Origin of the sequence: Streptomyces sp. NPDC101151, from assembly GCF_044768335.1 — a bacterium.
Lineage (GTDB): Bacteria > Actinomycetota > Actinomycetes > Streptomycetales > Streptomycetaceae > Streptomyces.
In genome coordinates this window covers 232,923-259,859 of the sequence record NZ_JBIWPP010000002.1, presented here as the reverse complement: position 1 = coordinate 259,859, position 26,937 = coordinate 232,923, and the positions used below count along the sequence as shown (strand labels likewise).

Sequence of the window (26,937 nt, the reverse complement as noted above, 5' to 3'; positions counted from 1 at the left end):
TCCCCTCGGAGGACCCCCACATGCGCTCGCACCTGCTCAATGGCCTCACCGCGGAGCACTACCGCCGCTCCGTGACCGAAGGAGTCGAGCGGGTGGCGGCCAAACTCGCCACCACCGACCGTCCGTTCACCGGCGTCACCGTGGACGCCCTCACTCCCCGCATCGACGCGATCGACCTGGACCGGCCGCTGGGCGACACCGCCGCGGTCCTGGACGAGCTGGAGGACGTCTACCTCCGGGACGCGGTCTACTTCCACCACCCCCGCTACCTCGCCCACCTCAACTGCCCGGTGGTCATCCCGGCGGTGCTCGGCGAGGCCGTGCTCTCCGCGGTCAACTCCTCACTCGACACCTGGGACCAGTCGGCCGGCGGCACCCTCATCGAACGCAAGCTCATCGACTGGACGACCGCGCGCATCGGCCTCGGCCCGGCCGCCGACGGCGTGTTCACCTCCGGCGGCACCCAGTCCAACCTGCAGGCGCTGCTGCTGGCCCGGGAAGAGGCCAAGCCGGGGCCGGACGGATGGGGAGAGGGAGCCCCGCTCGCCAAACTGCGCATCTTCGCCTCCGAGGTCAGCCACTTCAGCGTCAGGAAGTCCGCGAAGCTGCTCGGTCTCGGCCCCGACTCGGTCGTCTCCATCCCCGTCGACCACGACAAGCGCATGCAGACCCTCGCGCTCGCCCACGAGCTGGAGCGCTGCGAGAAGGACGGCCTCGTCCCCATGGCCGTCGTCGCCACGGCCGGCACCACCGACTTCGGCTCCATAGACCCGCTCCCGGAGATCGCCGAGCTGTGCGCCCGGTACGGCGCGTGGATGCACGTGGACGCGGCCTACGGCTGCGGACTTCTCGCCTCCCTCAGGCACCGGGACCGCATCGACGGCATCGAGCGCGCCGACTCGGTCACCGTCGACTACCACAAGTCCTTCTTCCAGCCGGTGAGTTCCTCCGCCGTGCTGGTCCGGGACGCGGCCACCCTGCGCCACGCCACCTACCACGCGGAGTACCTGAACCCGCGCCGCATGGTGCAGGAGCGCATCCCCAACCAGGTCGACAAGTCCCTGCAGACCACCCGGCGCTTCGACGCCCTCAAACTGTGGATGACGCTGCGGGTCATGGGCGCCGACGGCATCGGCGAGCTCTTCGACCAGGTGTGCGAGCTTGCCCAGGAGGGCTGGAAACTGCTCGCCGCCGACCCCCGCTACGACGTCGTCGTGGAGCCTTCCCTCTCCACGCTGGTCTTCCGCTACATCCCGGCGGCCGTCACCGACCCGGCCGAGATCGACCGCGCCAACCTCTACGCCCGCAAGGCCCTGTTCGCCTCCGGCGACGCCGTGGTCGCGGGCACCAAGGTCGGCGGCCGCCACTACCTGAAGTTCACCCTGCTCAATCCCGAAACGACGCCGGCCGACATCACCGCCGTCCTCGACCTGATCGCCGGCCACGCCGAGCAGTACCTGGGAGAGTCCCTTGACCGCGCGTCCTGAAGCCCACAGCAAGACCTACGACTTCGTGGGGATCGGGCTCGGCCCCTTCAACCTCGGCCTCGCCTGCCTGACCGAGCCGATCGCCGAACTGGACGGAGTCTTCCTCGACTCCAAGCCCGACTTCGAATGGCACGCCGGCATGTTCCTGGAGGGCGCCCACCTCCAGACCCCGTTCATGTCGGACCTGGTCACCCTGGCCGACCCCACCTCGCCGTACTCCTTCCTCAGCTATCTGAAGGAGAAGGGCAGACTGTACTCGTTCTACATCCGCGAGAACTTCTACCCGCTGCGGGTCGAGTACGACGACTACTGCCGCTGGGCGGCGAACAAACTCAGCAACGTCCGCTTCAGCACCACCGTCACCGAGGTGACGTACGAGGACGACCGCTACGTCGTCCACACCCACACCGGTGAGACGTTCCGCGCCCGGCACCTCGTCCTCGGCACCGGCACCCCGCCGCACATCCCGGACTCCTGCCAGGGCCTCGGCGGCGACTTCGTCCACAACTCCCGCTATCTGCAGCACAGGGCGGAGCTGCAGCGCAAGAAGTCGATCACCCTGGTCGGCAGCGGCCAGTCCGCGGCCGAGATCTACTACGACCTGCTCAGCGAGATCGACGTCCACGGCTACCAGCTGAACTGGGTCACCCGCTCCCCGCGCTTCTTCCCGCTCGAGTACACCAAGCTCACGCTGGAGATGACGAGCCCGGAGTACATCGACTACTTCCACGCGCTGCCGGAGGCCACCCGCTACCGGCTCACGGCCCAGCAGAAGGGCCTGTTCAAGGGCATCGACGGCGACCTCATCAACGAGATCTTCGACCTGCTGTACCAGAAGAACCTCGGCGGCCCGGTCCCCACCCGCCTGCTCACCAACTCCGCGCTCACCGCGGCCCGTCACGAGAACGGCACGTACACCCTCGGCCTGCGCCAGGAGGAGCAGGGCAGGGACTACGAGCTGACCAGTGAGGGCCTGGTCCTGGCCACCGGCTACAGATACTGCGAGCCGGAGTTCCTCAAGCCGGTCCGCGACCGCCTGCGCTACGACTCCCAGGGCAACTTCGACCTCGCCCGCAACTACGCCATCGACACCACCGGCCGCGGCGTCTTCCTGCAGAACGCCGGCGTCCACACCCACAGCATCACCAGCCCCGACCTGGGCATGGGCGCGTACCGGAACGCGTACATCATCCGTGAGCTGCTCGGCACGGAGTACTACCCGGTCGAGAAGACCATCGCCTTCCAGGAGTTCGCCGTATGACCTTCACGATCCGCCCGCTCGACCCGCTGCAGGACGCCGAGCTGCTGCACGGCTGGGTCACGCATCCCAAGGCGGCGTTCTGGATGATGCAGGACGCGAAGCTGGAGGACGTCGAGCGTGCCTACATGGAGATCGCGGCCGACGAGCACCAGCACGCCCTCCTCGGGCTGCGCGACGGGGAGCCCGTCTTCCTGATGGAGTGGTACGACCCCGCCCACCGGGAGCTGGTCGGGCTGTACGAGCCGCAGCCGGGCGATGTCGGCATGCACTTCCTCGTCGCGCCCACCGACACCCCCGTGCACGGGTTCACCCGAGCCGTCATCACCTCCGTGATGGCGCACCTCTTCGAGGACCCGGAGACCAGGCGGGTCGTGGTCGAGCCCGATGTGCGCAACAAGGCCGTGCACGCCCTGAACGAAGCCGTCGGGTTCGTGCCCGAGCGGGAGATCCGGAAGCCGGAGAAGCAGGCGTTGCTGAGCTTCTGCACGCGGGAACGGTTCGTCGCGGCGACGGGGGCGGCCGCATGAACCTCACCGACACCGTGGCACACCTGTCCCCCGAGCGCTGGGACACCGCCAACCGGCTGCTCGTACGGAAGGCACTCGCCGAGTTCGCCCACGAGCGGCTCTTCACGCCCGAGCGGGACGGCGACCGGTACGTCGTCCGCAGCGACGACGGACTGACCGCCTACCGGTTCACGGCCACCCTGCGGGGCCTGGACCACTGGGACGTCGACGCCGGCTCGATCACACGCCATCGCGACGGAGCCGAACTCCCCCTCGCCGCACTGGACTTCTTCATCGAGCTGAAGCAGGCGCTGGGGCTGAGCGACGAGATCCTCCCCGTCTACCTGGAGGAGATCTCCTCCACCCTGTCCGGCACCTGCTACAAGCTCACCAAGCCGCAGATCACCTCCGCCGAGCTGGCGGGAAGCGGCTTCCAGGCGATCGAGACCGGGATGACCGAGGGCCACCCCTGCTTCGTCGCCAACAACGGGCGGCTCGGCTTCGGCATCCACGAGTACCTGTCGTACGCCCCGGAGACCGCGAGCCCCGTCCGGCTGGTGTGGCTGGCCGCGCACCGCTCGCGGGCCGCCTTCACCGCCGGCGTCGGGATCGAGTACGAGGACTTCGTCCGCCAGGAGCTGGGCGCGGCCACCCTCGGGCGGTTCCACGACCGGCTCACCGGCCAGGGCCTGGACCCCGCCGACTACCTGCTCATACCCGTCCACCCCTGGCAGTGGTGGAACAAGCTCAGCGTGACCTTCGCCGCCGAGGTGGCCCGCCGGCACCTGGTGTGCCTGGGCGAGGGCGACGACGAATACCTGGCCCAGCAGTCCATACGGACCTTCTTCAACACCTCCGACCCGCACAAGCACTATGTGAAGACGGCCCTGTCCGTCCTCAACATGGGCTTCATGCGCGGGCTCTCCGCCGCCTACATGGAGGCGACCCCGGCGATCAACGACTGGCTCGCCCAGCTGATCGAGAACGACAGCGTGCTGAAGTCGACCGGGCTCACGATCATCCGGGAGCGGGCGGCCGTCGGCTACCGGCACCTGGAGTACGAGCAGGCCACCGACCGTTACTCGCCGTACCGCAAGATGCTGGCCGCGCTGTGGCGGGAGAGCCCGGTGCCGTCGTTGCGCGAGGGCGAGTCCCTCGCGACCATGGCGTCCCTGCTGCACGTGGACCACGAGGGAGCCTCCTTCGCGGGCGCGCTGATGGAACGCTCGGGCCTCGCGCCCGCCGAGTGGCTGCGGCAGTACCTGCAGGCCTACTTCACCCCGCTGTTGCACAGCTTCTACGCCTACGACCTGGTCTTCATGCCGCACGGCGAGAATGTGATCCTCGTGCTGAAGGACGGGGTCGTGCAGCGCGCGATCTACAAGGACATCGCCGAGGAGATCGCCGTCATGGACCCGGACGCGGTCCTGCCGCCGGAGGTGCGGCGGATCCGCGTGGAGGTGCCGGAGGACACGAAACTGCTGTCGATCTTCACCGACGTCTTCGACTGCTTCTTCCGGTTCCTCGCGGCCGGCCTCGCCGGCGAGGGGATCCTGGCGGAGGAGGACTTCTGGCGCACGGTCGCGGAGGTCACCCGCGCGTACCAGGAGGCGACGCCCGAACTGGGCGAGAAGTTCCGCCAGTACGACATGTTCGCACCCGAGTTCGCGCTGTCCTGCCTGAACCGGCTCCAGCTGCGCAACAACCGGCAGATGGTGGACCTGGCCGACCCCTCGGGCGCCCTGCAGCTCATCGGCACGCTGAGGAACCCGATCGCCGGTCTCTGACGGTCGCACAGACGGACGGGCACCCCGGAGTACGGTCCTTGGGGGTGCCCGTCAGTGTGTGCTCAGCCGGTCGGCCAAGGCACCTGGGGCGACTTGTAGTACGTGATTCCGAGGGCGCTCCAGCGCGGACCCTGGGCCGCGAGACGCACCTTGTAACGCTCCCAGTCGTGGGTGGCCGCCGGGGACCAGCCCAGCTCCGCCGCTCCGGCCAGACGCGGGAAGGCCATGTACTCGATGTCGGCGGACCGGGTGAGCGTCTCGGACCACAGGGGTGCCTCGACGCCCTTGACGGCCGAATCCGGCGCTCCGGGAAGGTACTTGCCGGGATCCCAGTCGTAGGAGCGCTTCACCTCCACCAGGCCCGCCCAGTCCAGGCCCAGCGGGGTGTCAGCGGTGTACTTCATGTCGAGGTAGATCCGGTCGGCCGGGGACAGGATCAGCCCGGTGCCGTTCTGGGCGGCCCTGGCCACCTGGGCCTTCTCCGCCGCGCTGGTGTCGTCCAGGCCCCAGTACTGGGCGAGGGCGCCCTTGGCGGGGGTGGCGCCGGTCAACTGGTGCCAGCCGATGACCGTCTTGCCGTACTTGGCGACGATCGGCTGCACGCGGTCCATGAACTTCACGTAGTCGGCGTGGCTGGTGGAGTGCGCCTCGTCGCCGCCGATGTGCAGATAGCGGCCCGGGGTGAGCGCGGCCAGCTCACGGATGACGTCGTCCGCGAACTGGTACGTCACCTCCTTGGGCACGCACAGCGAGCTGAAGCCGACCTCCGTGCCGGTGTACAGCGGGGGTGCGGTGTCGTTGCAGTTCAGCTGCGCGTAGGAGGCGAGGGCCGCGTTGGTGTGGCCGGGCATGTCGACCTCGGGGACGACCTCCAGATAGCGCGAGGCCGCGTAGCGGACGATCTCCCGGTAGTCGGCCTTGGTGTAGTGGCCGCCCGGGCCCCCGCCGACCTGGGTGGAGCCGCCGTAGGTCGCCAGGCGCGGCCAGGAGTCGATGGCGATGCGCCAGCCCTGGTCGTCGCTGAGGTGCAGATGCAACGTGTTGATCTTGTAGAGGGCCAACTGGTCGATGTAGCGCTTGACCTGGTCGACCGTGAAGAAGTGCCGGGAGACGTCCAGCATGGCGCCGCGGTAGCCGTAGCGCGGGCGGTCCTCGATGGTGCCTCCCGCGATCGGCCAGGAGCCGCGCTGGACGGTCTTCTTCTCGACGGCCGCCGGGAGCAGTTGGCGCAGGGTCTGGACGCCGTGGAAGAGGCCGGCGGGGGCGCTCGCGGTGATGGAGACGCCGAGGGGGGTACTGCTCAGGCGATAACCCTCGGCACCGAACGAACCCTGTACGAGGCTGAGCCGGATGCCGCCGGTGCCCTGCTCGGTGACCGGCACCGGGTAGCCGGTGGACGGCCGCAGGATGCCGGCGAGGTACTCGCCGATCCGGCGGACCTCGGCCGAGCCGTCGACGCGGACATGGGTGGCGCGGGTGATGCGGTACGGGGATCCGCCGGGCTCGGCCGAGGCGGGCGCGGGGACCACCCGGTCCAGCGGGGTCGCCGCCACGGCTTTCGGCGCGGGCGCCGCGCCGACGGTGAACACGCCTGCCGCCGCCATGAGCAGCAGAGATCCGAGGACACGGGTCAGTCGGGGAGTCGTGCTGTGGTGCCGTCTCACATGCGCTCCCTTCAGGAATGGTAAAGACCACTCTCCCGCAGATCCGGTGAAACAATCCCCGCATGGCGGAAATCATCCAGAAGGACGGCACCTGGGCCTTCGACGGCGACACCCTGCGGCTGACCCCGGGCCGGGACAAGAACATCGGCCTGCTGCGCAGGTCACTGGGTGAACTCGTCGTCCCACTGGGCGCGTTGGCGGCCGTCTCCTTCGAGCAGGGCAGGAAGTCGGGGCGGCTGCGGCTGAGGCTGCGCGACGGCGCCGACCCGCTGCTGCACGCCACCGGCGGCCGGCTCGCCGAGGGCGACGACCCCTATCTGCTCACCGTGGAGTCCGACCGGTACGGCGTCGCCGAGTACTTCGCGGACGCGGTGCGCAATGCCCTGCTGCTGGAGGGGGTTTCCGCCGACCCGGTGTCCGGGTTCCTGCTGCCCGGCCCGCCGCTCCCGGTGTCCGCGTCCGCCGGCGACGCCACGGCGGGCTTCGACGGGGAGTGGGTGCGGCTGGAGTGGAACTGGAAGACGGAGGAGGCCAAGTCCGCCACCGGACCCCGGGCGATCCCGCTCGGCGAGATCGTCGGCGTGGAATGGCAGCCGGCCGCCGGTCTGGAGAACGGACATCTGCGGTTCCGGGTACGCGGCGCCCCCGCCACGGCACCCCCCAAGTACGACCCCAACGCGGTCGAGCTGTGGGGCTTCAAGAAGGACCCGCTGATGGCCCTGGTGGCGGCGGCCGTCCGGGCCCGGCTGCCACACCCGTCGGCCCCGGCCGACGGGACGGACCCACGGCCCGAGCCGCCCCGGCTCACGAAGACGCCCTCGGCCGAGGACGACCATGACGCACTGCTCCGGCGGCTGCGCGAGCTGGGCGAGCTGCACCGCTCGGGGGTGCTGACGGACGAGGAGTTCACCCTGGCCAAGCGGGCGGTCCTCAAGCGCATGTGAGGACCGCCCGCGATGCCTGTGCCCTGCCGTCCGGGCGGGGCCGTGGCCCGCGCCCGGAGGCCGCAGAGGGATGCCTACTTCGCCCGGCGCGCCACCGTGAAGTGGTCGATCCGGTCACCGGTCTCGGCGATGCCCTGGACCTTCAGCGTGGTGTAGCGGCCCCGCGGTGCGGGGGTGACGTCCACGCGCAGGAACGAGTAGTTCAGGTAGCGCACGCGCGACCAGGCGACGGTCTCGTTCTGCTTGCCGTCCTTGAGGTTGACGAAGGAGGCCACGGAGTCGACCTCGTTCTCGTGACCCTCGTACGAGTCCGGGGCGCTGAAGGCGTACAGGCTGCGGCCCGCCGCACCCGCCGTGACGTACACCACGCCCTCGGTCTCGGAGTAGGCCGTCTCGCCGATCGGCAGCTTCTTGACGACCTTGTTGTCCTTGATCACGTCCGTGCGCTCGTACTGGTGGTTGTGGCCGTTGATGACCAGGTCGACCGAATACTTGTCGAACAGCGGCACCCACTCCTGGCGCACGCCCCCCTCCGAGGCGTGCGCGGTGGAGGTGCAGTACGCACAGTGGTGGAAGAACACGATGATGAAGTCGATGTCCTTCGAGGCGCGGTACTTCTTCAGCTGGCCCTCGAACCATTTCGTCTGGGTTCCGCCAGAGATGCCCAGGTTCGCCGGGATCTCGAAGGAGACGTCGTTGGGGTCCAGCGAGATGATCGCCGTGTTGCCGTAGACGAAGGAGTAGACGCCCGGCAGGTTCTTCTTGTCCGGACCGTTGTCGGGCAGGGTCCAGCGGGCCTCCTCGCCGCCGTAGCCGTTCGGCGAGTACCAGGCCTCCATGTCGTGGTTGCCGTACGAGACCATCCACGGGACCTGCTTGGCGACCGACTCGGTCTGGTACAGGAACTGGTCCCAGGTGCGCGAGTCGAAGCCGGTGTCGGTGGTCTTGCCCGCGCCGGACGGGTCGCCGTAGGCGATGTCGCCGGCGTGCAGGTGGAAGGCCGGGTTCTGGCCCAGGATCAGGCTGTCGTTGGCCAGGGCGTGGTAGCTGACGCCCTGGTCGCCGAAGGCCGTGAAGGTGAACGGCGCCTTGTGGGCGGGGGCGGTGGTGAAGGTGCCCAGGGTGCCCAGCAGGTGCCGCTCGGCCGGGTCGAAGCCCTGGTGGCCCACGCCGTAGTAGTAGGTCTGGCCGGGGCGCAGGTGGCTGAGCTTGGCGTGGACGTAGTACTGGGTGTGGTCGCCGCTCGCGCCGACGCCGGCCGGGGTGTAGAGGCTGCGGACCTCGGCGGGGATCTTGCGGGAGAGGTCCCAGGGGTGGGCGCCGATGCGGATGAACGGGTTCTTCACCGCGACCGGGACCTGCCAGGAGACGGTGATCTCGGTGCGCGGGTCGTTGCCCCACGCGAGGTGGCGGCCGAACGGGGCGACGTGCGCGCCGTCGACCGACTCGGTGACGGGGGCGGTGCTCCCCCACTGCCTGAAGGGCGTGGGAGGTACCCCCTGGGTCGGTACGGCGGCCTGGGCCGTGCCGCCCGCGACGAAGGCGCCACCGGTGACGGCGCCCAGCGTGACGGCGCCGCCCCTGATCATGGTGCGCCGCGAGAATCTGGCGCGCAGGTACTCGTGCTGCTCGGCCATGCTCATGCGCTCGGCCAGCTTCTCGGGTACTCCCATACGAGGAATGTCCATGGCGTCTGAAACTCGTGCGTCCGGGCAACGCGGCACAAGACGCAGGATGGACAGCTTGCGAACAGAGCACCATAAGAGTTTCAACAGGCCGTTGCCCGAAATCGGGCACGATTCTTGCGAAACTGGCGCCGGTACCTCAGGATCTACCGGGTGCACGAGGAACTTGTCGATCATCTGGCGCGGTCCACGCCCCTGAACCGGGGCGAGGCGCTGCGGGTGATCCAGGACGTGCTCGCCTATTTCGACGAGACGACGCGGGACTACGTCCGTCGCCGCCACCGCGAGCTGCAGACCCAGGGCCTGCAGAACACGGAGATCTTCGAACAGATCGAGGCGGACCTGAAATACCGGGCGGTGGCGCCGCCGGAGCTGACGCTCAGGCAGCTGCGCCGCATGGTCTACGGCTGAGAACCAGTCGGGACGACAGGCTGAGGGATACCTATATATGTGCGGAATTGTCGGATACATCGGGAAGCGTGACGTGGCCCCCCTGCTCCTGGAGGGCCTGCAGCGCCTGGAGTACCGGGGCTACGACTCGGCGGGCATCGTCGTCACCTCCCCGAAAACGGCCGGCCTGAAGATGGTCAAGGCCAAGGGCCGGGTGCGCGACCTGGAGGCGAAGGTCCCGGCGCGGTTCAAGGGCACCACCGGCATCGCCCACACCCGCTGGGCCACCCACGGCGCCCCCTCCGACCTGAACGCCCACCCGCACATGTCGGCCGACCAGAAGGTCGCCGTCGTGCACAACGGCATCATCGACAACGCCTCCGACCTGCGTCGCAAGCTGGAGGCTGACGGCGTCGAGTTCCTCTCCGAGACCGACACCGAGGTGCTCACCCACCTGATCGCCCGCTCCCAGGCCGAGACCCTGGAGGAGAAGGTCCGCCAGGTACTGCGTCTGATCGAGGGCACCTACGGCATCGCGGTGATGCACGCCGACTTCTCCGACCGCATCGTGGTGGCCCGAAACGGCTCCCCGGTGGTCCTCGGCATCGGCGAGAAGGAGATGTTCGTCGCCTCGGACATCGCCGCTCTGGTCGCCCACACCCGGCAGATAGTGACGCTGGACGACGGCGAGATGGCCACCCTCAAGGCCGACGACTTCCGCACCTACACCACGGAGGGCACCCGCACCGCGGCCGAGCCGACCACCGTGGAGTGGGAGGCCGCCTCGTACGACATGGGCGGCCACGACACCTACATGCACAAGGAGATCCACGAGCAGGCCGACGCCGTGGACCGCGTACTGCGCGGCCGCATCGACGACCGCTTCTCCACCGTGCACCTCGGCGGGCTCAACCTGGACGCCCGCGAGGCCCGGCAGATCCGCCGCGTGAAGATCCTCGGCTGCGGCACCTCGTACCACGCGGGCATGATCGGCGCCCAGATGATCGAGGAGCTGGCCCGCATCCCCGCCGACGCCGAGCCGGCCTCCGAGTTCCGCTACCGCAACGCGGTGGTGGACCCCGAAACCCTCTACGTCGCGGTCTCCCAGTCGGGTGAGACGTACGACGTGCTGGCCGCCGTGCAGGAGCTGAAGCGCAAGGGCGCCCGGGTCTTCGGCGTCGTCAACGTCGTCGGCTCGGCGATCGCACGGGAGGCGGACGCCGGGATCTACGTCCACGCGGGCCCGGAGGTCTGCGTCGTGTCGACGAAGTGCTTCACGAACACCACGGTCGCCTTCGCCCTGCTCGCGCTGCACCTGGGCCGCACCCGCGACCTCTCGGTCCGCGACGGCAAGCGGATCATCGAGGGGCTGCGCAAGCTGCCGGAGCAGATCACCGAGATCCTGAAGCAGGAGGAGGAGATCAAGAAGCTGGCCGAGCAGTACGCCGAGGCCCGCTCGATGCTCTTCGTCGGCCGCGTCCGGGGCTACCCGGTGGCCCGCGAGGCCTCCCTGAAGCTGAAGGAGGTCTCGTACATCCACGCCGAGGCCTACCCTGCCTCCGAGCTCAAGCACGGCCCCCTGGCCCTCATCGAGCCGGCTCTCCCCACGGTCGCGATCGTCCCCGACGACGATCTCCTGGAGAAGAACCGCGCGGCCCTGGAGGAGATCAAGGCCCGCAGCGGCAGGATCCTCGCGGTGGCCCACCAGCACCAGGAGAAGGCCGACCAGACGATCGTGGTCCCGAAGAACGAGGACGAACTGGACCCGATCCTGATGGGCATCCCGCTGCAGCTGCTGGCGTACCACACGGCGAAAGCCCTCGGCCGGGACATCGACAAGCCGCGGAACCTCGCCAAGTCGGTGACGGTGGAGTAGCCCACCCCGGACAGAACGGACCCCCACGTGTGCCACCGTCACGTGGGGGTCCCTTCAGTGCTGCTCTCATCAGCCGGTGGCCGTCACCCCCCGGCCCGCAGCACGCCGGGGCAGCGTCGTCGGCCAGTGCGCGAGCGCCGCCGTCGCCGCGTACCAGGCCAGTGCGCCGCCAAGGGCGGCGACCCAGCCGCCGACCTTGGCCAGCGAGGAGCTGTCCGCGAACTGCGCGACGGCGAGCAGCAGCATCGCCAGGAACAGCAACCCGTGCATGGCCTGTCCGAGGGTGTCCCCGCCCGCGAGGGTCAGGGTGAGAGCCACGAGGGCGAACAGAAGCAGGAAGAGTCCGGCCCCGTTGGCCGACATCTGACCCGCGACGGCCCAGGTGAACCAGAGCGCGCCGAGGGCCACGAAGCCGGTGCCTGAGGCGCTGTCACGATCGCGGAAGGCCAGCAGACCGACGAGGAAGAGGGCGACGCCGCCCACATAATGAGCAAGTGACACGGCGTCGGATGCCCCCACGCCGTCGATCACGCCGGTCGTGCCGAGCCCGAACGCCAACAGGGTTATCCCCAGAGCGAGTCGGCCGACCACCGTGGTGTTTCCGCTTCCCGCGGAGACGTCGTTGTCCACTGCGGGCTCCCTTCTTGCATGTGCAGTTGCGCGGTGACCGATATATGCCCTTCACAAGGGCACAAACACCTCTACGCGCGAGTAGTTTCGCGCTGCACAAAGGGAGTCGGCACAAAGGCAGTTGACGGAGAGTCGGAAAGCTCAGGGAATGACGATCACGGGCCGCTGCGCCCGCTTGGCGAGCCGCCCGGCCACGGAGCCGAAGATCCGGCCGACGATGCCGTGCGTCGAGCCGACCACGATCGCGTCGGCCTCGTACTCCCGTCCCACCTCTTCGAGTTCGTGGCAGATGTCCCCGCCGCGCTCGACCAGGATCCAGGGCACCTCGGCCAGATACTCCGCGCAGGCCAGTTCCAGACCGAGCACCTCGGTGCGGTGGTCCGGCACGTCGACGAAGACGGGCGGCTCACAGCCGGCCCACACGGTGGTGGGCAGCCGGTTGGCCACATGGACGATGATCAGACCCGATCGGGAGCGGTGAGCCATGCCGATCGCATAGGCGAGGGCGCGCTCACTGGACGTCGAGCCGTCGAAGCCGACGACCACGCCGTGCTTGAAGGCGGGGTCGCACGAAGGACGGGAGTCTTCCGCCGCCAGGGGCTCGGCCGCCGTGGGATCGGCGACGGGCCGCTTGCGGTCCGCGGGTTCGAAGAATTCGTGACCGGCCATGGCTGTCTCGGCGTTGTGATCCTTTGTGGGTGGGGGGTGACATCGTGCAGCGGAGCTGTGTCCGGGATTCGTCTTCCCAACCCCATACCCCCAAGGGTACGGCGGCACGCCTCCTCTGCACAGTTCCTGCGCACGCTCCGTGAGCGGTCCCCGGATGTCCGTGGGGGTTCCCCGGAGCATGCACGAGCGGCGCCCGTAACGCAATGGTTGCTGCCCCGTACAGGCGGTTTGCACAGGATCCCCGGAGCGACTGCCGGTGACCGACCGATCGAACACGCGTTGAACCCGGTGAGCCACCGCCACAGGGAGTACGAGATGTCCGGACGCCGCTCCACCACCGACCCGCGCCCCGCCGCGGACACCACGAGCGACGTGATCCGCTGGGCGGCCTTCAGCTGTGTCCTCGTTCCCGTGATCCTCGTCTGGTACGGCACCTCGCTCGCCGGCGCCGCCGGTACCGCCCTCGGCCTCGCCGCCGTCACGGCCGTCTGCCGCGTTCTGCTGCGGCGGTCCGAGCGTTGCACCGCGCAAAGAGGCGGACGTCACACCAAGGGGGAGACACCGGTCGACTGACCGGTTTTTGCACCCCTGAGCGCTTCTTTTCGGCCAACTTCTGAATACCGCTCCGGAGGGGTCGCACCCACCCCCCAACCCCCGTTCCACCTGCAGGGAAAGGGTCTGAGGCGACCCGCGCACCCTACGCGGTTTGGCCACTGCGACAAGGCGCACTTCCCTGCACGGCCCACGAGTGCAACCCTTCGTGATCGAATGCTTCACGCCAAGTTGTCATGTCGACAATGTCCGGCGTGTCGAACTGGCCACCGTGAGACCGCGGAGGCCAGTAGATTCGATCTTGACTGTCTTTACGGCGGGGGACTCGTGCAGGACCGAGGGGAAACGTGCAGGAGCGACACAACCGAGGAGCCGCGACCACCGAGGGGGGCTTAGCAGGATGAGCCACGACTCCACTGCCGCGCCGGAAGCCGCGGCCCGGAAACTCTCCGGGCGACGCCGCAAGGAGATCGTCGCGGTGCTGCTGTTCAGCGGCGGCCCCATCTTCGAGAGTTCCATACCACTGTCGGTGTTCGGGATTGACCGCCAGGACGCCGGCGTGCCGCGCTACAGACTGCTTGTCTGCGCCGGCGAGGAAGGCCCGCTGCGGACCACAGGGGGCCTGGAACTCACCGCACCGCATGGGCTCGAGGCGATCTCGCGGGCGGGTACGGTCGTCGTACCGGCCTGGCGCTCGATCACCTCGCCGCCGCCGGAGGAGGCGCTCGACGCGTTGCGTCGCGCGCACGAAGAGGGTGCCCGCATCGTCGGGCTGTGCACCGGGGCCTTCGTCCTGGCGGCAGCCGGCCTGCTGGACGGCCGCCCGGCGACCACACACTGGATGTACGCGCCGACGCTGGCCAAGCGCTATCCGTCGGTTCACGTGGATCCACGTGAACTGTTCGTCGACGACGGCGACGTACTGACCTCGGCCGGTACGGCCGCGGGGATCGACCTGTGTCTGCACATCGTGCGGACGGACCACGGCAACGAGGCGGCCGGCGCGCTCGCCCGCCGTCTGGTGGTCCCGCCGCGCCGCAGCGGCGGTCAGGAGCGCTACCTCGACAGGTCTTTACCAGAGGAGATCGGCGCCGACCCGCTTGCCGAGGTCGTCGCCTGGGCGCTGGAACACCTCCACGAGCAGTTCGACGTGGAGACACTGGCGGCACGCGCCTATATGAGCCGCCGTACGTTCGACCGCCGGTTCCGCTCGCTCACCGGCAGCGCCCCGCTGCAGTGGCTGATCACCCAGCGGGTGCTGCAGGCGCAGCGGCTGCTGGAGACGTCGGACTACTCGGTGGACGAGGTGGCGGGCCGTTGCGGCTTCCGTTCACCGGTCGCGCTGCGCGGGCACTTCCGCCGTCAGCTCGGCTCGTCCCCCGCCGCCTACCGGGCCGCCTACCGGGCCCGCCGGCCGCAGGGGGACAGGCACGGTGACCCGGAGCCGCCGGTGCCCCAGTCCGGCCCGGCGGGCGCACCCGTCGGTCTGCCCGGTCACGGGCCGCTGGGCACTCCCGCCCTGCTGCACCCGGAGCGGGACAGCGGGGTGCCGATGCAGAGCCGACGCCAGGCCGCCGGTGCGGTGAGCCTGCTACCGGGTCCGCGCAGCGGCAACTGAACGGATCGCAGGGACAAGGGGGGCGGAGCAGTACTCCGCCCCCCTTGTTCATGTGCCTCGCGTGACCGCCCACGACAAGGTCGTCACCGCATGCCCGGTCCGGCTCGCGGCGGCTCGCCGTAAGGTGAGACACATGAACGATCGCATGGTGTGGATCGACTGCGAGATGACCGGCCTCTCGCTGTCCGACGACGCTCTCATCGAGGTGGCCGCCCTCGTCACCGACTCCGAGCTGAACGTACTCGGCGAGGGGGTGGACATCGTCATCCGTCCCCCGGACTCGGCGCTGGAGACGATGCCGGACGTGGTGCGTCAGATGCACACCGCGTCCGGGCTGCTGGAGGAGCTGGCCGGCGGCACGACGCTGACCGAAGCCGAGGAGCAGGTCCTCGCCTATGTCCGGGAGCATGTGAAGGAGCCCGGCAAGGCCCCGCTGTGCGGCAACTCCGTCGGCACCGACCGCGGCTTCCTGCTGCGGGACATGCCGACCCTGGAGGACTACCTCCACTACCGGATCGTGGACGTCTCCAGCATCAAGGAGCTGGCACGGCGCTGGTACCCGCGGGCCTACTTCAACAGCCCGGAGAAGAACGGCAACCACCGCGCCCTCGCCGACATCCGCGAGTCGATCGCCGAACTGCGCTACTACCGCGAGGCCGTCTTCGTCCCGCAGCCCGGCCCGGACTCCGACACCGCCAGGTCGATCGCCGCCAAGCACGTGGTGCCCGGGCAGTAGCGGCGACCTCGGAGGTGCGCGCGAAAACCTGTGCGCGAGCACCCCTGCGGACCCTGTAGACTTCTTCTCGGCCGGTCGGGGAAAGCATTCCCCGAACTGCCGGTCATGGTGGGTGTAGCTCAGCTGGTAGAGCACCTGGTTGTGGTCCAGGATGCCGCGGGTTCGAGTCCCGTCACTCACCCTGAGTAATCAGCCGGTGACTCCGTCGAAGGACGGGTCACCGGCTGATTTCGTTTCCGGGGCAACAGGCCCACGACGAGCGGGGAGTTGCGGTGGCCCGTGAACCCGCCGGGCGGGAGCAGAGGTTCGGGGGTGCGCCGCTCCACGGCGGCGAACATGACCGCGCCGATGTCGACCGGCACCCAGAGGGCTTGAGCACACTCGATGCCCACCGGGCGAGGCACACTCGATAAACAAGTGCAACGACTCACCTTCTGAAGCGAGGCAATCGAGCGGGTACCCTGCGGGCATGACCGAGACCATGGGACGCCGCGAACGCAAGAAGGCCGCAACCCGCAAGGCGCTGGCGGACGCGGCCCTGGAGCTGTTCCTGGAGCACGGCTTCGACAAGGTGAGCATCAGGGACGTGGCCGAGGCCGCGGACGTCTCCACGACGACCCTCTTCAAGCACTTCCCGAGCAAGGAGGCGCTGCTCTTCGACATGGACCCGGACATCGAGTCCGCCCTGGTCGCGGCGGTCCGGGAGCGGTCACCGGACACCTCTGCCGTCGAGGCCCTGCGCACCCACATGCTGGGCGCACGGTCCTTCAAGACGGAGCACGAGGAGCAGATCGCCGCCTTCCAGCGGCTGGTCCACAGCACCCCGGCGCTGATCGACTACCACCGCGGCATGTGGATGCGGCACGAACGCGCCCTCGCCGAGGCCCTCGCCGCCGACATCGGCGCCCCTGCCGACGACCCGGCCTGCGCGGCCCTGGCCCACCTCGCCCTGGAGACCCGCGCCCTGGCCGGCACCTCCCCCAGCCCGGAAGCCGCCGTCGACGCGGCGTTCGACCTGCTGGAGCGGGGCTGGGAGTCGGTACGCCCCCGCGACTGATCCGGGGCTCCGGATTCTCCGGTGAGTTCTCGGCTCATTTTGTCGGCCATCACCCGGTGGATCGCCACCCGGGACCACCGGGGCAAGTTCTCGAAGTCCGGTAAGCATTTCCGGCGACGGGAAAGAGGAGAAACGATGCTGCCTCCAGGGAATCGGACAACTCCCCTTCCGGCTCTTCGAGTGACACCTCACCGAGTATCGCGTGTATTTCCTGCGGCCTGTTCCGTCTTGGATAGGCTGCGACCTTGTTTGCGGGTCCCGGAGGAGAAAACATGTGGAACATCGTCGTCTGGACGCTAATCGTTTGCGCTTCCCTATGCACCACAGGGTCAATTTTCGTGCCACCGTACCAGTGTCGAATGCGGCCGATCGACAGCAGGGAATTGCGACGGCGGCGGCGCATGGTGGAGGTATTGCAGCGCAACGTCCGAGCATTGAGCGATGCCTCGACATCCACCGACGGCAAGGACACCTGAGGTACGGGTCCGCAGGAGGGCGGAGCGCCCATCCGGGTGGCCCGCTTCGTTCTCGCCCGGCATCGCCGAATCCCCGCCGCACTCAGGGGAAACATTTCTCCACTGAATTCCACCCGCAGCACACCACCCGCCTTTTCATTCTTCATACAGTTGCACACAGGGTCGGCCGGTACCGGAACAAGGTGCTTGTCCGCTTAATCCTTCACCCGTTCGCCGCGCATCCACCGCCGAAAAGCGGCGTTAGTGGCAATATGACGAAGACATCGAGGGGGGAAGCGATCGAACCCGCCAAGGACGTGTCACATCCGGCCGGAAGGCAGTCCATGCGGCTGGGTTCTTACACCTACCTGCCGGCACCGGCCCACCGGGGCGCGGTCAAGGGAATTCTACTGAAGGGAGGTCTCCCCATCACACTTGAGGTGACCGAGGAGATTCTCCAGGAATTCATGGACGCCGTGAGCACCATGGAAATGGATCTCACGAGACGTTGGACGAGAATGAACAAGCCGCGTCCCGCATGATGAGCGACACGGGCGAAGTGGTGAGGAATCGGCCGGCGAAGGGTGCGGCCGCGGACCGGCGCACGGCGTCCGCGGGCCGCCCGTGAGCCCCGCTCACGACGACGCCCGCGCCACCAGCTCCGTGGGCAGCACCGCGTGCCGCCGCTCCAGCCCCCGGGACACGGCCGGGCGGCGGTCGGCGATCTCCGCGAGCAGCAGGTCGATCATCGCGCGGCCCATCTCCTCGATGGGCTGACGGACGCTGGTCAGTGGCGGATCCATGTGGCGGGCGATGGCCGAGTCGTCGTAACCGACCAGCGCCACGTCGTCGGGGATACGGCGTCCCACCTCGCGCAGCACCTGCCGGGCCCCCGCCGCCATCACGTCGGACCCGGCGAAGACCGCGTCCAGGTCCGGGTACCGCTCCAGCAGCGTGGTCATCGCCCGCCGGCCGCCCTCCTCGGTGAAGTCCCCCGGCTCGACGAGGAGTTCGTCCGCCTTCCGGCCCGCGTCCCGCAGGGCGTCACGGTAGCCGTCGACGCGGCGCTGGGCACCGTAGACATCCAGGCGGCCGGTGATGTGCGCGATCCGGCGGCAGCCCCGGGCGAGCAGGTGCTCCACGGCCGAGCGGCCCCCGCCGTAGTTGTCCGAGTCCACCGAGGTGAGCGTCTCGGCGGCCGAGCGCGGACCGCTGATCACCGCCGGGATCTCCAGCTGGGCGAGCAGGTCGGGCAGCGGATCGTCGGCGTGGACCGAGACCAGCAGAACACCGTCCACACGGTGGGCCGCCAGGTACTGCGCGAGACGCTGCCGCTCCCGGTCACTGCCCGCGAAGATCAGCAGCAACTGCATCTCCGTGTCGGAGAGTTCGCTGCCGACGCCCCGCAGCATGTCCGAGAAGTACGGCTCCGCGAAGAACCGGGTCTCCGGCTCGGGGACGACCAGCGCGATGGCGTCGGTGCGGTTGGCCGCGAGGGCGCGGGCCGCGGTGTTGGGCACGTAGCCGAGTTCGGCGACCGCGGCCTCGACCGCCGCGCGGGTCGCGTCACTGACCCGGGGCGAACCGTTGATCACGCGCGAGACCGTGCCCCGGCCGACCCCGGCCCGGGCGGCAACCTCCTCGAGCGTGGGCCGCCCACCGCTCCGGCTCCGCGCTCCGTGGCCTGCCATGGGCTCCGCCTTTCTCGACACCAGCATCCCAGCTGGCCTGGAATCTAACAGGCCCGTCCGGCGCCGGTGCCGGCCCGAGCGGGTCCGGTTAACAGCCCGATAACTGAACGCGGTTGCCCTTGCCCGCTCCCTTGACACCCCGCCCCGAACCGACGACTCTTCAACACATCACTGGTGGGAGCGCTCCCACAGTACCTGACACATACACATCCCGCACGTTCCCCGCCCGAGCCGCAGCGCGTACGAACGGGCCCGATTCCATGCAGTTGGCCGGGGGGTCGGCACGTCAGGCAACAGGAGGACGCAATGCGCACGAGCATCCGCCGGTCCCGCAGGCTGGGGGCCTTCGTGGCCGTCGCCGCGCTGACCACAGGGCTGCTGGCCGGCTGCGCCGACGACTCGGACGACGGCTCGTCGAACTCGGACGGCGGCAACGGCAGTGGCAAGGGCAAGATCACGCTGACCATCGGCACCTTCGGCGTCTTCGGCTACAAGCAGGCCGGCCTCTACGACGAGTACATGAAGCTCCATCCCGACATCAACATCAAGGAGAACGTCACCACTCGTACCGACGTCTACTGGCCGAAGGTGCTCACCCGCCTCCAGGCCGGCTCCGGCACCGACGACATCCAGGCCATCGAGGTCGGCAACGTCACCGAGGCCGTTCAGACGCAGGGGGACAAGTTCGTCGACCTCGGCAAGGACGTCGACAAGTCGCAGTGGCTGGACTGGAAGAACGCCCAGGCCACCACCGAGGACGGCAAGCTCATCGGGCTCGGCACCGACACCGGCCCGATGGCCATCTGCTACCGCAAGGACCTGTTCAAGAAGGCCGGCCTGGAGACGGACCGCAACAAGCTCGCCGAGCAGTGGAAGGGCGACTGGGCGAAGTACGTCGACGTCGGCAAGGCGTACATGAAGAAGGCGCCCAAGGGCTCCAAGTTCGTGGACTCGGCCTCCTCGGTCTACAACGCGGCCCTCGGCGGCGGCAGCGAGCGTTACTACGACAAGGACGGCAACGTCATCTGGGACAAGTCCGACGGCGTGAAGAAGGCCTGGGACACCGCCATGAGCGTCGCCACCAGCACCATGTCGGCGAAGCTGAAGCAGTTCGACCCGACCTGGGACCAGGGCTTCGCCAACGGCACCTTCGCCAGCGTCGCCTGCCCGGCCTGGATGATCGGCTACATCGAGCAGAAGTCCGGTGACTCAGGCAAGGGCAACTGGGACGTGGCGGCGGCCCCGACCGCGTCCAACTGGGGCGGCTCCTTCCTCGGCGTGCCGACGGCGAGCAAGCATCAGAAGGAGGCCGTCGCCCTGGCCAAGTGGCTGACCGCGCCCGAGCAGCAGGCGAAGGTCTTCGCCAAGCAGGCCAGCTTCCCGTCGACCCCGTCGGCGTACGCGACCCTGAAGCCGGCCGCCGACACCACGGCCTACTTCTCCGACGCGCCGATCACACAGATCTTCGCCGACTCGGCGAAGACCATCCCGGTCCAGTACTTCGGCGTCAAGGACCAGCCGATCAACACGGCGATCACCGACGTCGGCATCCTCCAGGTCGAGCAGAAGGGCAAGAACCCCGACCAGGGCTGGGACGCCGCCACCAAGGAAGTCAAGGACGTGCTCGGCCAGTGACCGGCTCCAAGCAGGCTCTCACGCACACCGCGTCGAGCGCCGAGGCCGCGTCCGGCGATGCGCCGGGCGCGGCCCGGGGCGCTCACGGTCGCGGTACGCCGGCGGGCGCCGAGTCCTGGCGCAGCCGGCTGTACCGCTGGGACATGAAGGCGTCGCCGTACGCGTTCGTCGCCCCCTTCTTCGTCCTGTTCGGGGCGTTCACGCTGGTCCCGCTGCTGTACACGGCCTGGTACTCGCTGCACGACGTGCAGCTGTCGGCGCTGGACCACCAGACCTGGGCGGGCCTGGACAACTACCAGAACCTGTGGTCCTCGGACTTCTTCTGGAACGCCCTGACGAACACGTTCACCATCGGTCTGATCTCCACGGTTCCCCAGCTGATGGCGGCGATCTGGCTGGCCCATCTGCTGAACTACAAGCTGCGCGGCTCGACCGTGTGGCGTGTGGTGATGCTGACCCCGTACGCCACCTCGGTGGCGGCCGCGACCCTGGTGTTCACGCTGCTGTACTCCTGGGACGGCGGCATGATCAACTGGATCCTGCACTTCTTCGGGGTGGATCCGGTCAACTGGCGCGAGTCGGACTGGGGTTCGCAGTTCGCGGTGTCGTCGATCGTGATCTGGCGGTGGACCGGGTACAACGCGCTGATCTACCTGGCCGCGATGCAGGCGATCCCGACCGATCTGTACGAGTCGGCGGCGATCGACGGGGCCAACCGCTGGCAGCAGTTCCGGCATGTGACGATCCCGCAGCTCAGGCCCACGATCCTGTTCACGGTCGTCGTCTCCACCATCGGCGCGACCCAGCTCTTCGGTGAGCCCCTGCTGTTCGGCGGGGTCAGCGGGTCCAAGGGCGGCTCCGAGCACCAGTACCAGACGCTCGGTCTGTACATGTACGACCAGGGCTGGATCATCGGCAACCTCGGCAAGGCGTCCGCGATCGCCTGGTCGATGTTCCTGGTCCTGCTGGTCATCGCCGCGGTCAATCTGCTGCTCACCCGACGGCTGAGGAAGTCCCAATGACGACCAGTGAACTGACCCTCCCGCAGCCGGCCGAGGCCGAGCCGGAGCGGCGGCGCCGGCTGATGGGCGCGGGCAAGCAGCTGCACGCGGGCCCGGTGACGTACGTCGTGCTGACCGTCTTCTCGCTGGTCTCGCTGGCGCCGCTGGTGTGGACGGCGATCGCGGCCTCGCGCACCGACCGGCGGCTGGCCGAGACCCCGCCGCCGCTGTGGTTCGGCGGCAACCTGTTCAAGAACCTGCAGACCGCCTGGGACCAGGCGGGACTCGGCACCGCGATGTTCAACTCGGTGATCGTGGCGGGCACGATCACCGTGAGCACCGTGCTGTTCTCCACGCTGGCCGGCTTCGCCTTCGCCAAGCTGCGGTTCCGGTTCTCCGGCCTGCTGTTGCTGCTGACCATCGGCACCATGATGATCCCGCCGCAGCTGGCCGTCGTACCGCTGTATCTGTGGATGTCGGACCTGGGCTGGTCGAACCAGTTGCAGACGGTGATCCTGCCGAGCCTGGTGACCGCGTTCGGCACGTTCTTCATGCGGCAGTATCTGGTGCAGGCGCTGCCCTCGGAGCTGATCGAGGCGGCCCGGGTGGACGGGGCGAGCAGCATCCGGGTCGTCTGGCACGTCGTCTTCCCCGCGGCACGGCCCGCGATGGCCGTACTCGGCCTGCTGACCTTCGTGTTCGCCTGGAACGACTTCCTGTGGCCGATCATCGCGCTGAACCAGCAGAACCCGACCGTGCAGGTGGCCCTGAACTCGCTGGGCACCGGCTATGTCCCGGACCAGGCGGTGATCATGGCGGGCGCGCTGCTGGGCACCCTGCCGCTGCTGATCGCCTTCCTGCTGTTCGGCAAGCAGATCGTGGGCGGGATCATGCAGGGCGCGATCAAGGGCTGACCGTCCTCCCCCAGGCCCCAGGGGCCGGGCCACCGCCGCCCCGGCCCCCTTCGTCCCCCCTCTCCCCCACCCTCTTCGTCGGTCTCCTACGACCTCAATGGGAGCGCTTCCATGCCTGAACCCGTTACCCCCGTGACCTTTCCTCCCGCCTTCCTCTGGGGCGCCGCGACCTCCGCGTACCAGATCGAGGGGGCGGTGCGGGAGGACGGCCGCACCCCCTCGATCTGGGACACCTTCAGCCATACGCCGGGCAGGACGGCCGGCGGCGAGACCGGTGACGTCGCCGTCGACCACTATCACCGCTACCGCGACGACGTGGCGCTGATGGCGGAGCTGGGCCTGAACGCCTACCGCTTCTCCGTCTCCTGGTCCCGGGTGCAGCCCACCGGGCGGGGCCCGGCGGTCCAGGTGGGCCTGGACTTCTACCGCCGTCTGGTGGACGAGCTGCTGTCCGCCGGGATCAAGCCGGCGATCACGCTTTACCACTGGGACCTGCCCCAGGAGCTGGAGGACGCGGGCGGCTGGCCGGAGCGGGACACCGCGCTCCGCTTCGCCGAGTACGCGCAGCTGGTCGGCGAGGCGCTGGGCGACCGGGTGGAGCACTGGATCACCCTCAACGAGCCCTGGTGCAGCGCCTTCCTGGGCTACGGCTCCGGCGTCCACGCTCCCGGCCGCACCGACCCGGCGGCCGCCCTGCGCGCGGCCCACCACCTCAACCTGGCACACGGGCTGGGCGCGGCGGCCCTGCGCTCGGTGATGCCGGCCCGCAACCAGATCGCCGTCAGCCTCAACTCCTCGGTGGTGCGGCCGCTTTCGCAGGACCCGGCCGACCTGGCGGCGGCCCGCCGGATCGACGACCTGGCCAACGGGATCTTCCACGGCCCGATGCTGCACGGGGCGTACCCCAAGTCGCTGTTCGCGGCGACCGCGTCCGTCACCGACTGGTCGTACGTCCTCGACGGGGACGTCCGCACGATCAACGCGCCGCTCGACGCACTCGGCCTGAACTACTACACGCCGACCCTCGTCTCGGCGGCGCCCAGCAAGATCGAGGGCCCGCGCGCGGACGGTCACGGCGCCAGCAGCCACTCCCCCTGGCCGGGCGCCGACGACGTGCTGTTCCACCAGACCCCGGGCGAGCGCACCGAGATGGGCTGGACGATCGACCCGACGGGCCTGCACGAGCTGATCATGCGCTACGCGCGGGAGGCGCCGGGCCTGCCGCTGTACGTCACCGAGAACGGCGCCGCCTACGACGACAAGCCCGACCCGGACGGCCGGGTGCACGACCCCGAGCGCATCGCCTACCTGCACGGCCATCTGTCGGCGGTCCGCCGTGCCCTCACCGACGGCGCCGACGTCCGCGGGTACTACCTGTGGTCTCTGCTGGACAACTTCGAGTGGGCGTACGGCTTCGGAAAGCGGTTCGGGGCGGTCTACGTGGACTACGCCACGCTGGAGCGGACGCCGAAGTCGAGTGCGCGCTGGTACGGCGGCGCGGCACGGACGGGGTCGCTGCCGCCGGTGGAGTCCGCCTTCTGAGGGGCCGGGGCGCGGTCCCTGGCGGCGCGGGCCACGGTCTGCCGTGGCTGCGGCCCGCGCCCCGGGTCAGCAGGACGCGAGGGTTCCGGTCTCGCCGGCGAAGGCGGTGGCCGTGGCCCAGCCGGTCCCGCCGTCGGCGAGACGCAGCTGCACCCAGACGCCGCTCGTCCTGCCGTGGGCTGTGACCTCTTCGCCCTGCCGGGCGCACAGGGCCGGGTAGTCGTTGCCGGCCACGACACTGCTGACCTGCGCGCCCGTGGTGCTCGGTGCCGAGCGCACGGGCGCGTCGGCCTCGGCACGGACCCCGGTGGTGCCGGTGGGGAGCGCGTCCGGGGTGGCGTCGGGCGTGTCCTCGGGTGAGGGACTGCTGTCGGTCGGGGAGGACGAGCCGTCGGTCGCCGAGGGGCTCGGTGTGCCGGCGGGTCCGGCGACGTAGACCGTGGCCGCCTGCACGGTGCTCGCGGTGACCTTGTCGCCGGGGCCCGGGGCCCCCTCGGCGGCCGGCGGCAGCTGCACGGAGCCCTCGGGGACGGTGGGGATCACCACCCGGGACACCGTGCCGTCGGACCGGTCGGCGGTCTCGATGGCGTACTGGACCGCGAGGCAGACGGCGGAGAGCGCGGCCACCGTGTCCGCGACGGAGTCGCCGGCCGACACCTTGGGCAGGGTGACCGGAACGCTCTCGCCGGCCGGGCAGGAGGATGCCGACGCGGTGGGGACCGGTGTGTTCTGCCGGGTGTCGGAGATCTTCAGTTCGCCGCCGGTCTTCCGGTGCGTGAAGTCGGCTCTGAGAATGCCTTTCGCCGGGGCCAGGGCGACTCCGTCGAGCGCCGGTTCCACCTTGTGGTCGGTATGGACCAGATAACCGGACTCGACCAGTCCCAATTTCTTGTCCAGGTATCGGATGACGGTGGTGAGATAACCCTTCGGACTGGTCGCGAACTGGTGCTCCGCACCCCCGTCCACGCTGAACGTGCCGATCGGTGTGACAAAGGAGCGGCCCACGGAAACGCTGATCTTTCCCGAGGCGTCGAGCGTGAAGGTCACCGGCACGAATTCCGGCGTGAAGGAGACGGACGGATCAGACTTCTCACAGCCCGCCGCACCCACCAGGGCCAGTAGGGACACCCCTGCCAAGGGCAGGGCGAACAGACGCGTGCGTATGGAGCCCATGACTCTCCCCCGATTCTCCGCCGGCGCACGACGGCTCGGGCATCGTAGCGACGCAATTCGCCGCGCCACCACCGGAATTGACCCGTTGCGGCGGCAGGAGAAACAGCAGGGGAAAATGGGGCGGGGCCCGGCGATCGTGATCCGCCGGGCCCCTTACTCACGCATCGGCAAAAAGCGCGACTACTTGTACGTCCCGAACGCCTTCGAGAACGCGAACTTGTCCTGGGCTATCGAGCTGCACGTGGCGTCGGCGGTGGGCTTGGTGCCGCCTTCGCACTGCTTGTCGCGGGTCGCGGACCACATGGAGAGCCAGCCGAGGCCCTTGGACTTGGCGAAGTCCGCCAGCTGGGTGGCGTCCTCGACCTTGAAGACCTCGGAGGAGACGTCGTTGACGCCGATCATCGGGGTGACCGCGACCGCCTTCCAGGCGGCGGAGTCGGAGAGTCCCAGCACGCTCTTGACCTGCGCCTGGGTGGCGGTCGCCGCCTGTTCCGCGTAGGTGCCCATGTCGCCGCTGTAGGAGGCGCCGTAGTCCATCGCCATGATGTTGACGGTGTCGATCTTCACGCCGTTGGACTTGGCGTTGGCGAGCAGGTTCACGCCGTCCTGGGTCAGGCCCTCGGGCATCACCGGCAGGGTGTAGGAGACGTCCAGGTTCGGGTGCTGGGCCTGGAGCTTGGCGATGGCCTGGGCGCGACGGGTGTTGGCGGCGGTGTTGGGCAGCGCGCCGCCCTCGACGTCGAAGTCGACCTTGGTGAGCTTGAAGGCGTCGACGACCTTGCCGTACGCCGCCGCCAGGGCGTCCGCCGAGGAGCAGGTGGTGGCCAGCTCCGAGCCGGAGGCGCCGCCGAAGGAGACCCGGACGTCACCGCCCTTGGCGCGCAGGGAGCCTATCTGCGCTGCCACGCCGTCGCCGGTGACGTCCGTGACACCGCCCCACTTGGGGGTGCAGCCGCCGCCGTCGGTGATGAAGGCGAGGTTGAAGTTCTTCACTCCGGTCGCATCGGCCGCGGCAAGGAGATCGAACGCCGGGTAGAGGGAGGTGTCGACGTACGGGGCGAAGCCGGCGGAGGCGGTGGTGCCGCTGCCGGTGCTCCCGGTGGGGGTGGGCGTCGCGCTCTGGGTGGGGGTGGCGCTCTGGGTCGGGGGCGCGCTCTTGGTGGGGGTCGGGGTCGGCGCCTGGGTCTGGGTCGGGCGGCCGCTCGGCTCGGGGGTGGCGCCGTCGTCCGCGGAACACCGCGCGTCGTCGATACGGCAGCCCGCCGGGTCGCCGGTGCCGCTGACCACGAAGCCGACGGTGACGGACTTGCCCGGCGCGAGGCCCGCCGTGTCCCACTTGGCGGGATGCACCGTGACGTGCTGTCCGCTGACGCTCGACTCGCCGTTCCACAGCGAGCTGAGCTTCGCACCCGCGGGGAGGTCGAACTCCAGCGTCCAGGTCTTCTCAGCCTGGCCGCTGTTGTTGGTGACGACGTACTGCGCGGTGTACCCGGTCGACCAGTCGCTCGTCCTGGTGTACGCGGCGCCGACGCCGGCCGCCTGCGCGGTGCCGGTCAGCAGGACCGCGCCGCCACCGACCACGGCCGCTGCCACCAGGCCGCCGATCGCCTTGTTCCTGCCACTGATCCTGCGCCGGTGCGTGCTCATGCGCGTGCCTGCCTTCG

The 26,937-nt window shown here is 69.3% G+C and carries 22 protein-coding genes and 1 tRNA gene; 16 read left to right on the top strand and 7 right to left on the bottom strand.

Going from position 1 to position 26,937, the window contains the following annotated elements:
• The first annotated feature begins 20 nt into the window (after positions 1–20).
• From desA to ACIRU3_RS04295, 4 genes are read left to right on the top strand one after another with little or no spacing between them, the layout of a single operon-like run.
• Complete coding sequence (desA, locus tag ACIRU3_RS04310) at positions 21–1,487, top strand: lysine decarboxylase DesA (protein WP_404051108.1); 1,467 nt, start codon at positions 21–23, stop codon at positions 1,485–1,487.
• Positions 1,471–2,748 carry a lysine N(6)-hydroxylase/L-ornithine N(5)-oxygenase family protein gene (locus ACIRU3_RS04305; RefSeq protein WP_404051105.1) on the top strand — a complete coding sequence of 426 codons (1,278 nt, stop codon included), beginning with the start codon at positions 1,471–1,473 and terminating at the stop codon, positions 2,746–2,748. Before desA ends, ACIRU3_RS04305 begins: the two co-directional genes overlap by 17 nt.
• Positions 2,745–3,275: a GNAT family N-acetyltransferase gene (locus ACIRU3_RS04300; RefSeq protein WP_404051103.1), complete on the top strand. Its 531-nt coding sequence runs from the start codon at positions 2,745–2,747 to the stop codon at positions 3,273–3,275. The genes ACIRU3_RS04305 and ACIRU3_RS04300 overlap by 4 nt, the downstream gene beginning before the upstream one ends.
• Complete coding sequence (locus ACIRU3_RS04295) at positions 3,272–5,041, top strand: IucA/IucC family protein (protein WP_404051101.1); 1,770 nt, start codon at positions 3,272–3,274, stop codon at positions 5,039–5,041. The genes ACIRU3_RS04300 and ACIRU3_RS04295 overlap by 4 nt, the downstream gene beginning before the upstream one ends.
• A 62-nt stretch (positions 5,042–5,103) precedes the next feature.
• On the opposite strand, the gene ACIRU3_RS04290 is transcribed toward ACIRU3_RS04295, so the two are convergent.
• The gene (locus tag ACIRU3_RS04290; RefSeq protein ID WP_404051891.1) at positions 5,104–6,645 is read right to left on the bottom strand and encodes a beta-N-acetylhexosaminidase; all 1,542 of its coding nucleotides are present in this window, start codon (positions 6,643–6,645) and stop codon (positions 5,104–5,106) included.
• Positions 6,646–6,767: 122 nt separating this feature from the next.
• Here ACIRU3_RS04290 and ACIRU3_RS04285 point away from each other — a divergent pair, with 122 nt between their 5' ends.
• A complete protein-coding gene (locus tag ACIRU3_RS04285; RefSeq protein WP_404051098.1) occupies positions 6,768–7,649 on the top strand; it encodes a DUF4429 domain-containing protein in 882 nt (293 codons plus the stop codon).
• A 74-nt stretch (positions 7,650–7,723) separates the two neighbouring features.
• On the opposite strand, the gene ACIRU3_RS04280 is transcribed toward ACIRU3_RS04285, so the two are convergent.
• Entirely contained in the window at positions 7,724–9,322 is a 1,599-nt protein-coding gene (locus ACIRU3_RS04280; protein WP_404051095.1) for a fibronectin type III domain-containing protein, read from the bottom strand.
• Positions 9,323–9,487: 165 nt separating this feature from the next.
• Here ACIRU3_RS04280 and ACIRU3_RS04275 point away from each other — a divergent pair, with 165 nt between their 5' ends.
• Together ACIRU3_RS04275 and glmS are read left to right on the top strand one after the other, a co-directional pair.
• Entirely contained in the window at positions 9,488–9,745 is a 258-nt protein-coding gene (locus ACIRU3_RS04275) for a hypothetical protein (RefSeq protein ID WP_404051094.1), read from the top strand.
• A gap of 37 nt (positions 9,746–9,782) precedes the next feature.
• Entirely contained in the window at positions 9,783–11,600 is a 1,818-nt protein-coding gene (gene glmS, locus ACIRU3_RS04270; RefSeq protein WP_404051091.1) for a glutamine--fructose-6-phosphate transaminase (isomerizing), read from the top strand.
• A gap of 69 nt (positions 11,601–11,669) precedes the next feature.
• Here glmS and ACIRU3_RS04265 read toward each other — a convergent pair whose 3' ends face one another.
• The gene (locus tag ACIRU3_RS04265) at positions 11,670–12,230 is read right to left on the bottom strand and encodes a GPR1/FUN34/YaaH family transporter (protein WP_404051088.1); all 561 of its coding nucleotides are present in this window, start codon (positions 12,228–12,230) and stop codon (positions 11,670–11,672) included.
• Between the two features lie 141 nt (positions 12,231–12,371).
• A complete protein-coding gene (locus tag ACIRU3_RS04260; RefSeq protein ID WP_404051086.1) occupies positions 12,372–12,899 on the bottom strand; it encodes a universal stress protein in 528 nt (175 codons plus the stop codon).
• A 315-nt stretch (positions 12,900–13,214) separates the two neighbouring features.
• On the opposite strand from ACIRU3_RS04260, the gene ACIRU3_RS04255 reads away from it, so the two are divergent.
• From ACIRU3_RS04255 to ACIRU3_RS04235, 5 genes are all read left to right on the top strand, one after another.
• The gene (locus tag ACIRU3_RS04255; protein ID WP_404051083.1) at positions 13,215–13,472 is read left to right on the top strand and encodes a hypothetical protein; all 258 of its coding nucleotides are present in this window, start codon (positions 13,215–13,217) and stop codon (positions 13,470–13,472) included.
• 379 nt (positions 13,473–13,851) lie between these two features.
• Positions 13,852–15,069: a helix-turn-helix domain-containing protein gene (locus ACIRU3_RS04250; RefSeq protein WP_404051080.1), complete on the top strand. Its 1,218-nt coding sequence runs from the start codon at positions 13,852–13,854 to the stop codon at positions 15,067–15,069.
• Between the two features lie 133 nt (positions 15,070–15,202).
• The gene (gene orn, locus ACIRU3_RS04245; RefSeq protein ID WP_404051077.1) at positions 15,203–15,805 is read left to right on the top strand and encodes an oligoribonuclease; all 603 of its coding nucleotides are present in this window, start codon (positions 15,203–15,205) and stop codon (positions 15,803–15,805) included.
• A gap of 108 nt (positions 15,806–15,913) precedes the next feature.
• Positions 15,914–15,986 (top strand) — tRNA-His (locus ACIRU3_RS04240).
• Between the two features lie 288 nt (positions 15,987–16,274).
• Positions 16,275–16,862 (top strand): TetR/AcrR family transcriptional regulator, encoded by a 588-nt coding sequence (locus ACIRU3_RS04235; RefSeq protein WP_404051074.1) that lies wholly within the window; start codon positions 16,275–16,277, stop codon positions 16,860–16,862.
• A gap of 1,090 nt (positions 16,863–17,952) precedes the next feature.
• Here ACIRU3_RS04235 and ACIRU3_RS04230 read toward each other — a convergent pair.
• Positions 17,953–19,008 carry a LacI family DNA-binding transcriptional regulator gene (locus ACIRU3_RS04230; protein ID WP_404051073.1) on the bottom strand — a complete coding sequence of 352 codons (1,056 nt, stop codon included), beginning with the start codon at positions 19,006–19,008 and terminating at the stop codon, positions 17,953–17,955.
• A gap of 306 nt (positions 19,009–19,314) precedes the next feature.
• Between ACIRU3_RS04230 and ACIRU3_RS04225 the strand changes: the two genes are divergently transcribed.
• The 4 genes from ACIRU3_RS04225 to ACIRU3_RS04210 all read left to right on the top strand — a co-directional run bounded on the left by ACIRU3_RS04225 (position 19,315) and on the right by ACIRU3_RS04210 (position 24,100).
• Entirely contained in the window at positions 19,315–20,643 is a 1,329-nt protein-coding gene (locus ACIRU3_RS04225; protein ID WP_404051069.1) for an ABC transporter substrate-binding protein, read from the top strand.
• Entirely contained in the window at positions 20,640–21,665 is a 1,026-nt protein-coding gene (locus ACIRU3_RS04220) for a carbohydrate ABC transporter permease (protein ID WP_404051066.1), read from the top strand. Before ACIRU3_RS04225 ends, ACIRU3_RS04220 begins: the two co-directional genes overlap by 4 nt.
• Positions 21,662–22,558, top strand: coding sequence for a carbohydrate ABC transporter permease (locus ACIRU3_RS04215; RefSeq protein ID WP_404051063.1), 897 nt, complete (start codon positions 21,662–21,664; stop codon positions 22,556–22,558). The genes ACIRU3_RS04220 and ACIRU3_RS04215 overlap by 4 nt, the downstream gene beginning before the upstream one ends.
• A 111-nt stretch (positions 22,559–22,669) precedes the next feature.
• Positions 22,670–24,100: a GH1 family beta-glucosidase gene (locus ACIRU3_RS04210; protein ID WP_404051061.1), complete on the top strand. Its 1,431-nt coding sequence runs from the start codon at positions 22,670–22,672 to the stop codon at positions 24,098–24,100.
• Between the two features lie 66 nt (positions 24,101–24,166).
• On the opposite strand, the gene ACIRU3_RS04205 is transcribed toward ACIRU3_RS04210, so the two are convergent.
• Positions 24,167–25,273 carry an SH3 domain-containing protein gene (locus ACIRU3_RS04205; protein WP_404051059.1) on the bottom strand — a complete coding sequence of 369 codons (1,107 nt, stop codon included), beginning with the start codon at positions 25,271–25,273 and terminating at the stop codon, positions 24,167–24,169.
• Positions 25,274–25,453: 180 nt separating this feature from the next.
• Positions 25,454–26,920, bottom strand: coding sequence for a cellulose binding domain-containing protein (locus ACIRU3_RS04200; protein WP_404051057.1), 1,467 nt, complete (start codon positions 26,918–26,920; stop codon positions 25,454–25,456).
• Positions 26,921–26,937 lie beyond the last annotated feature (17 nt).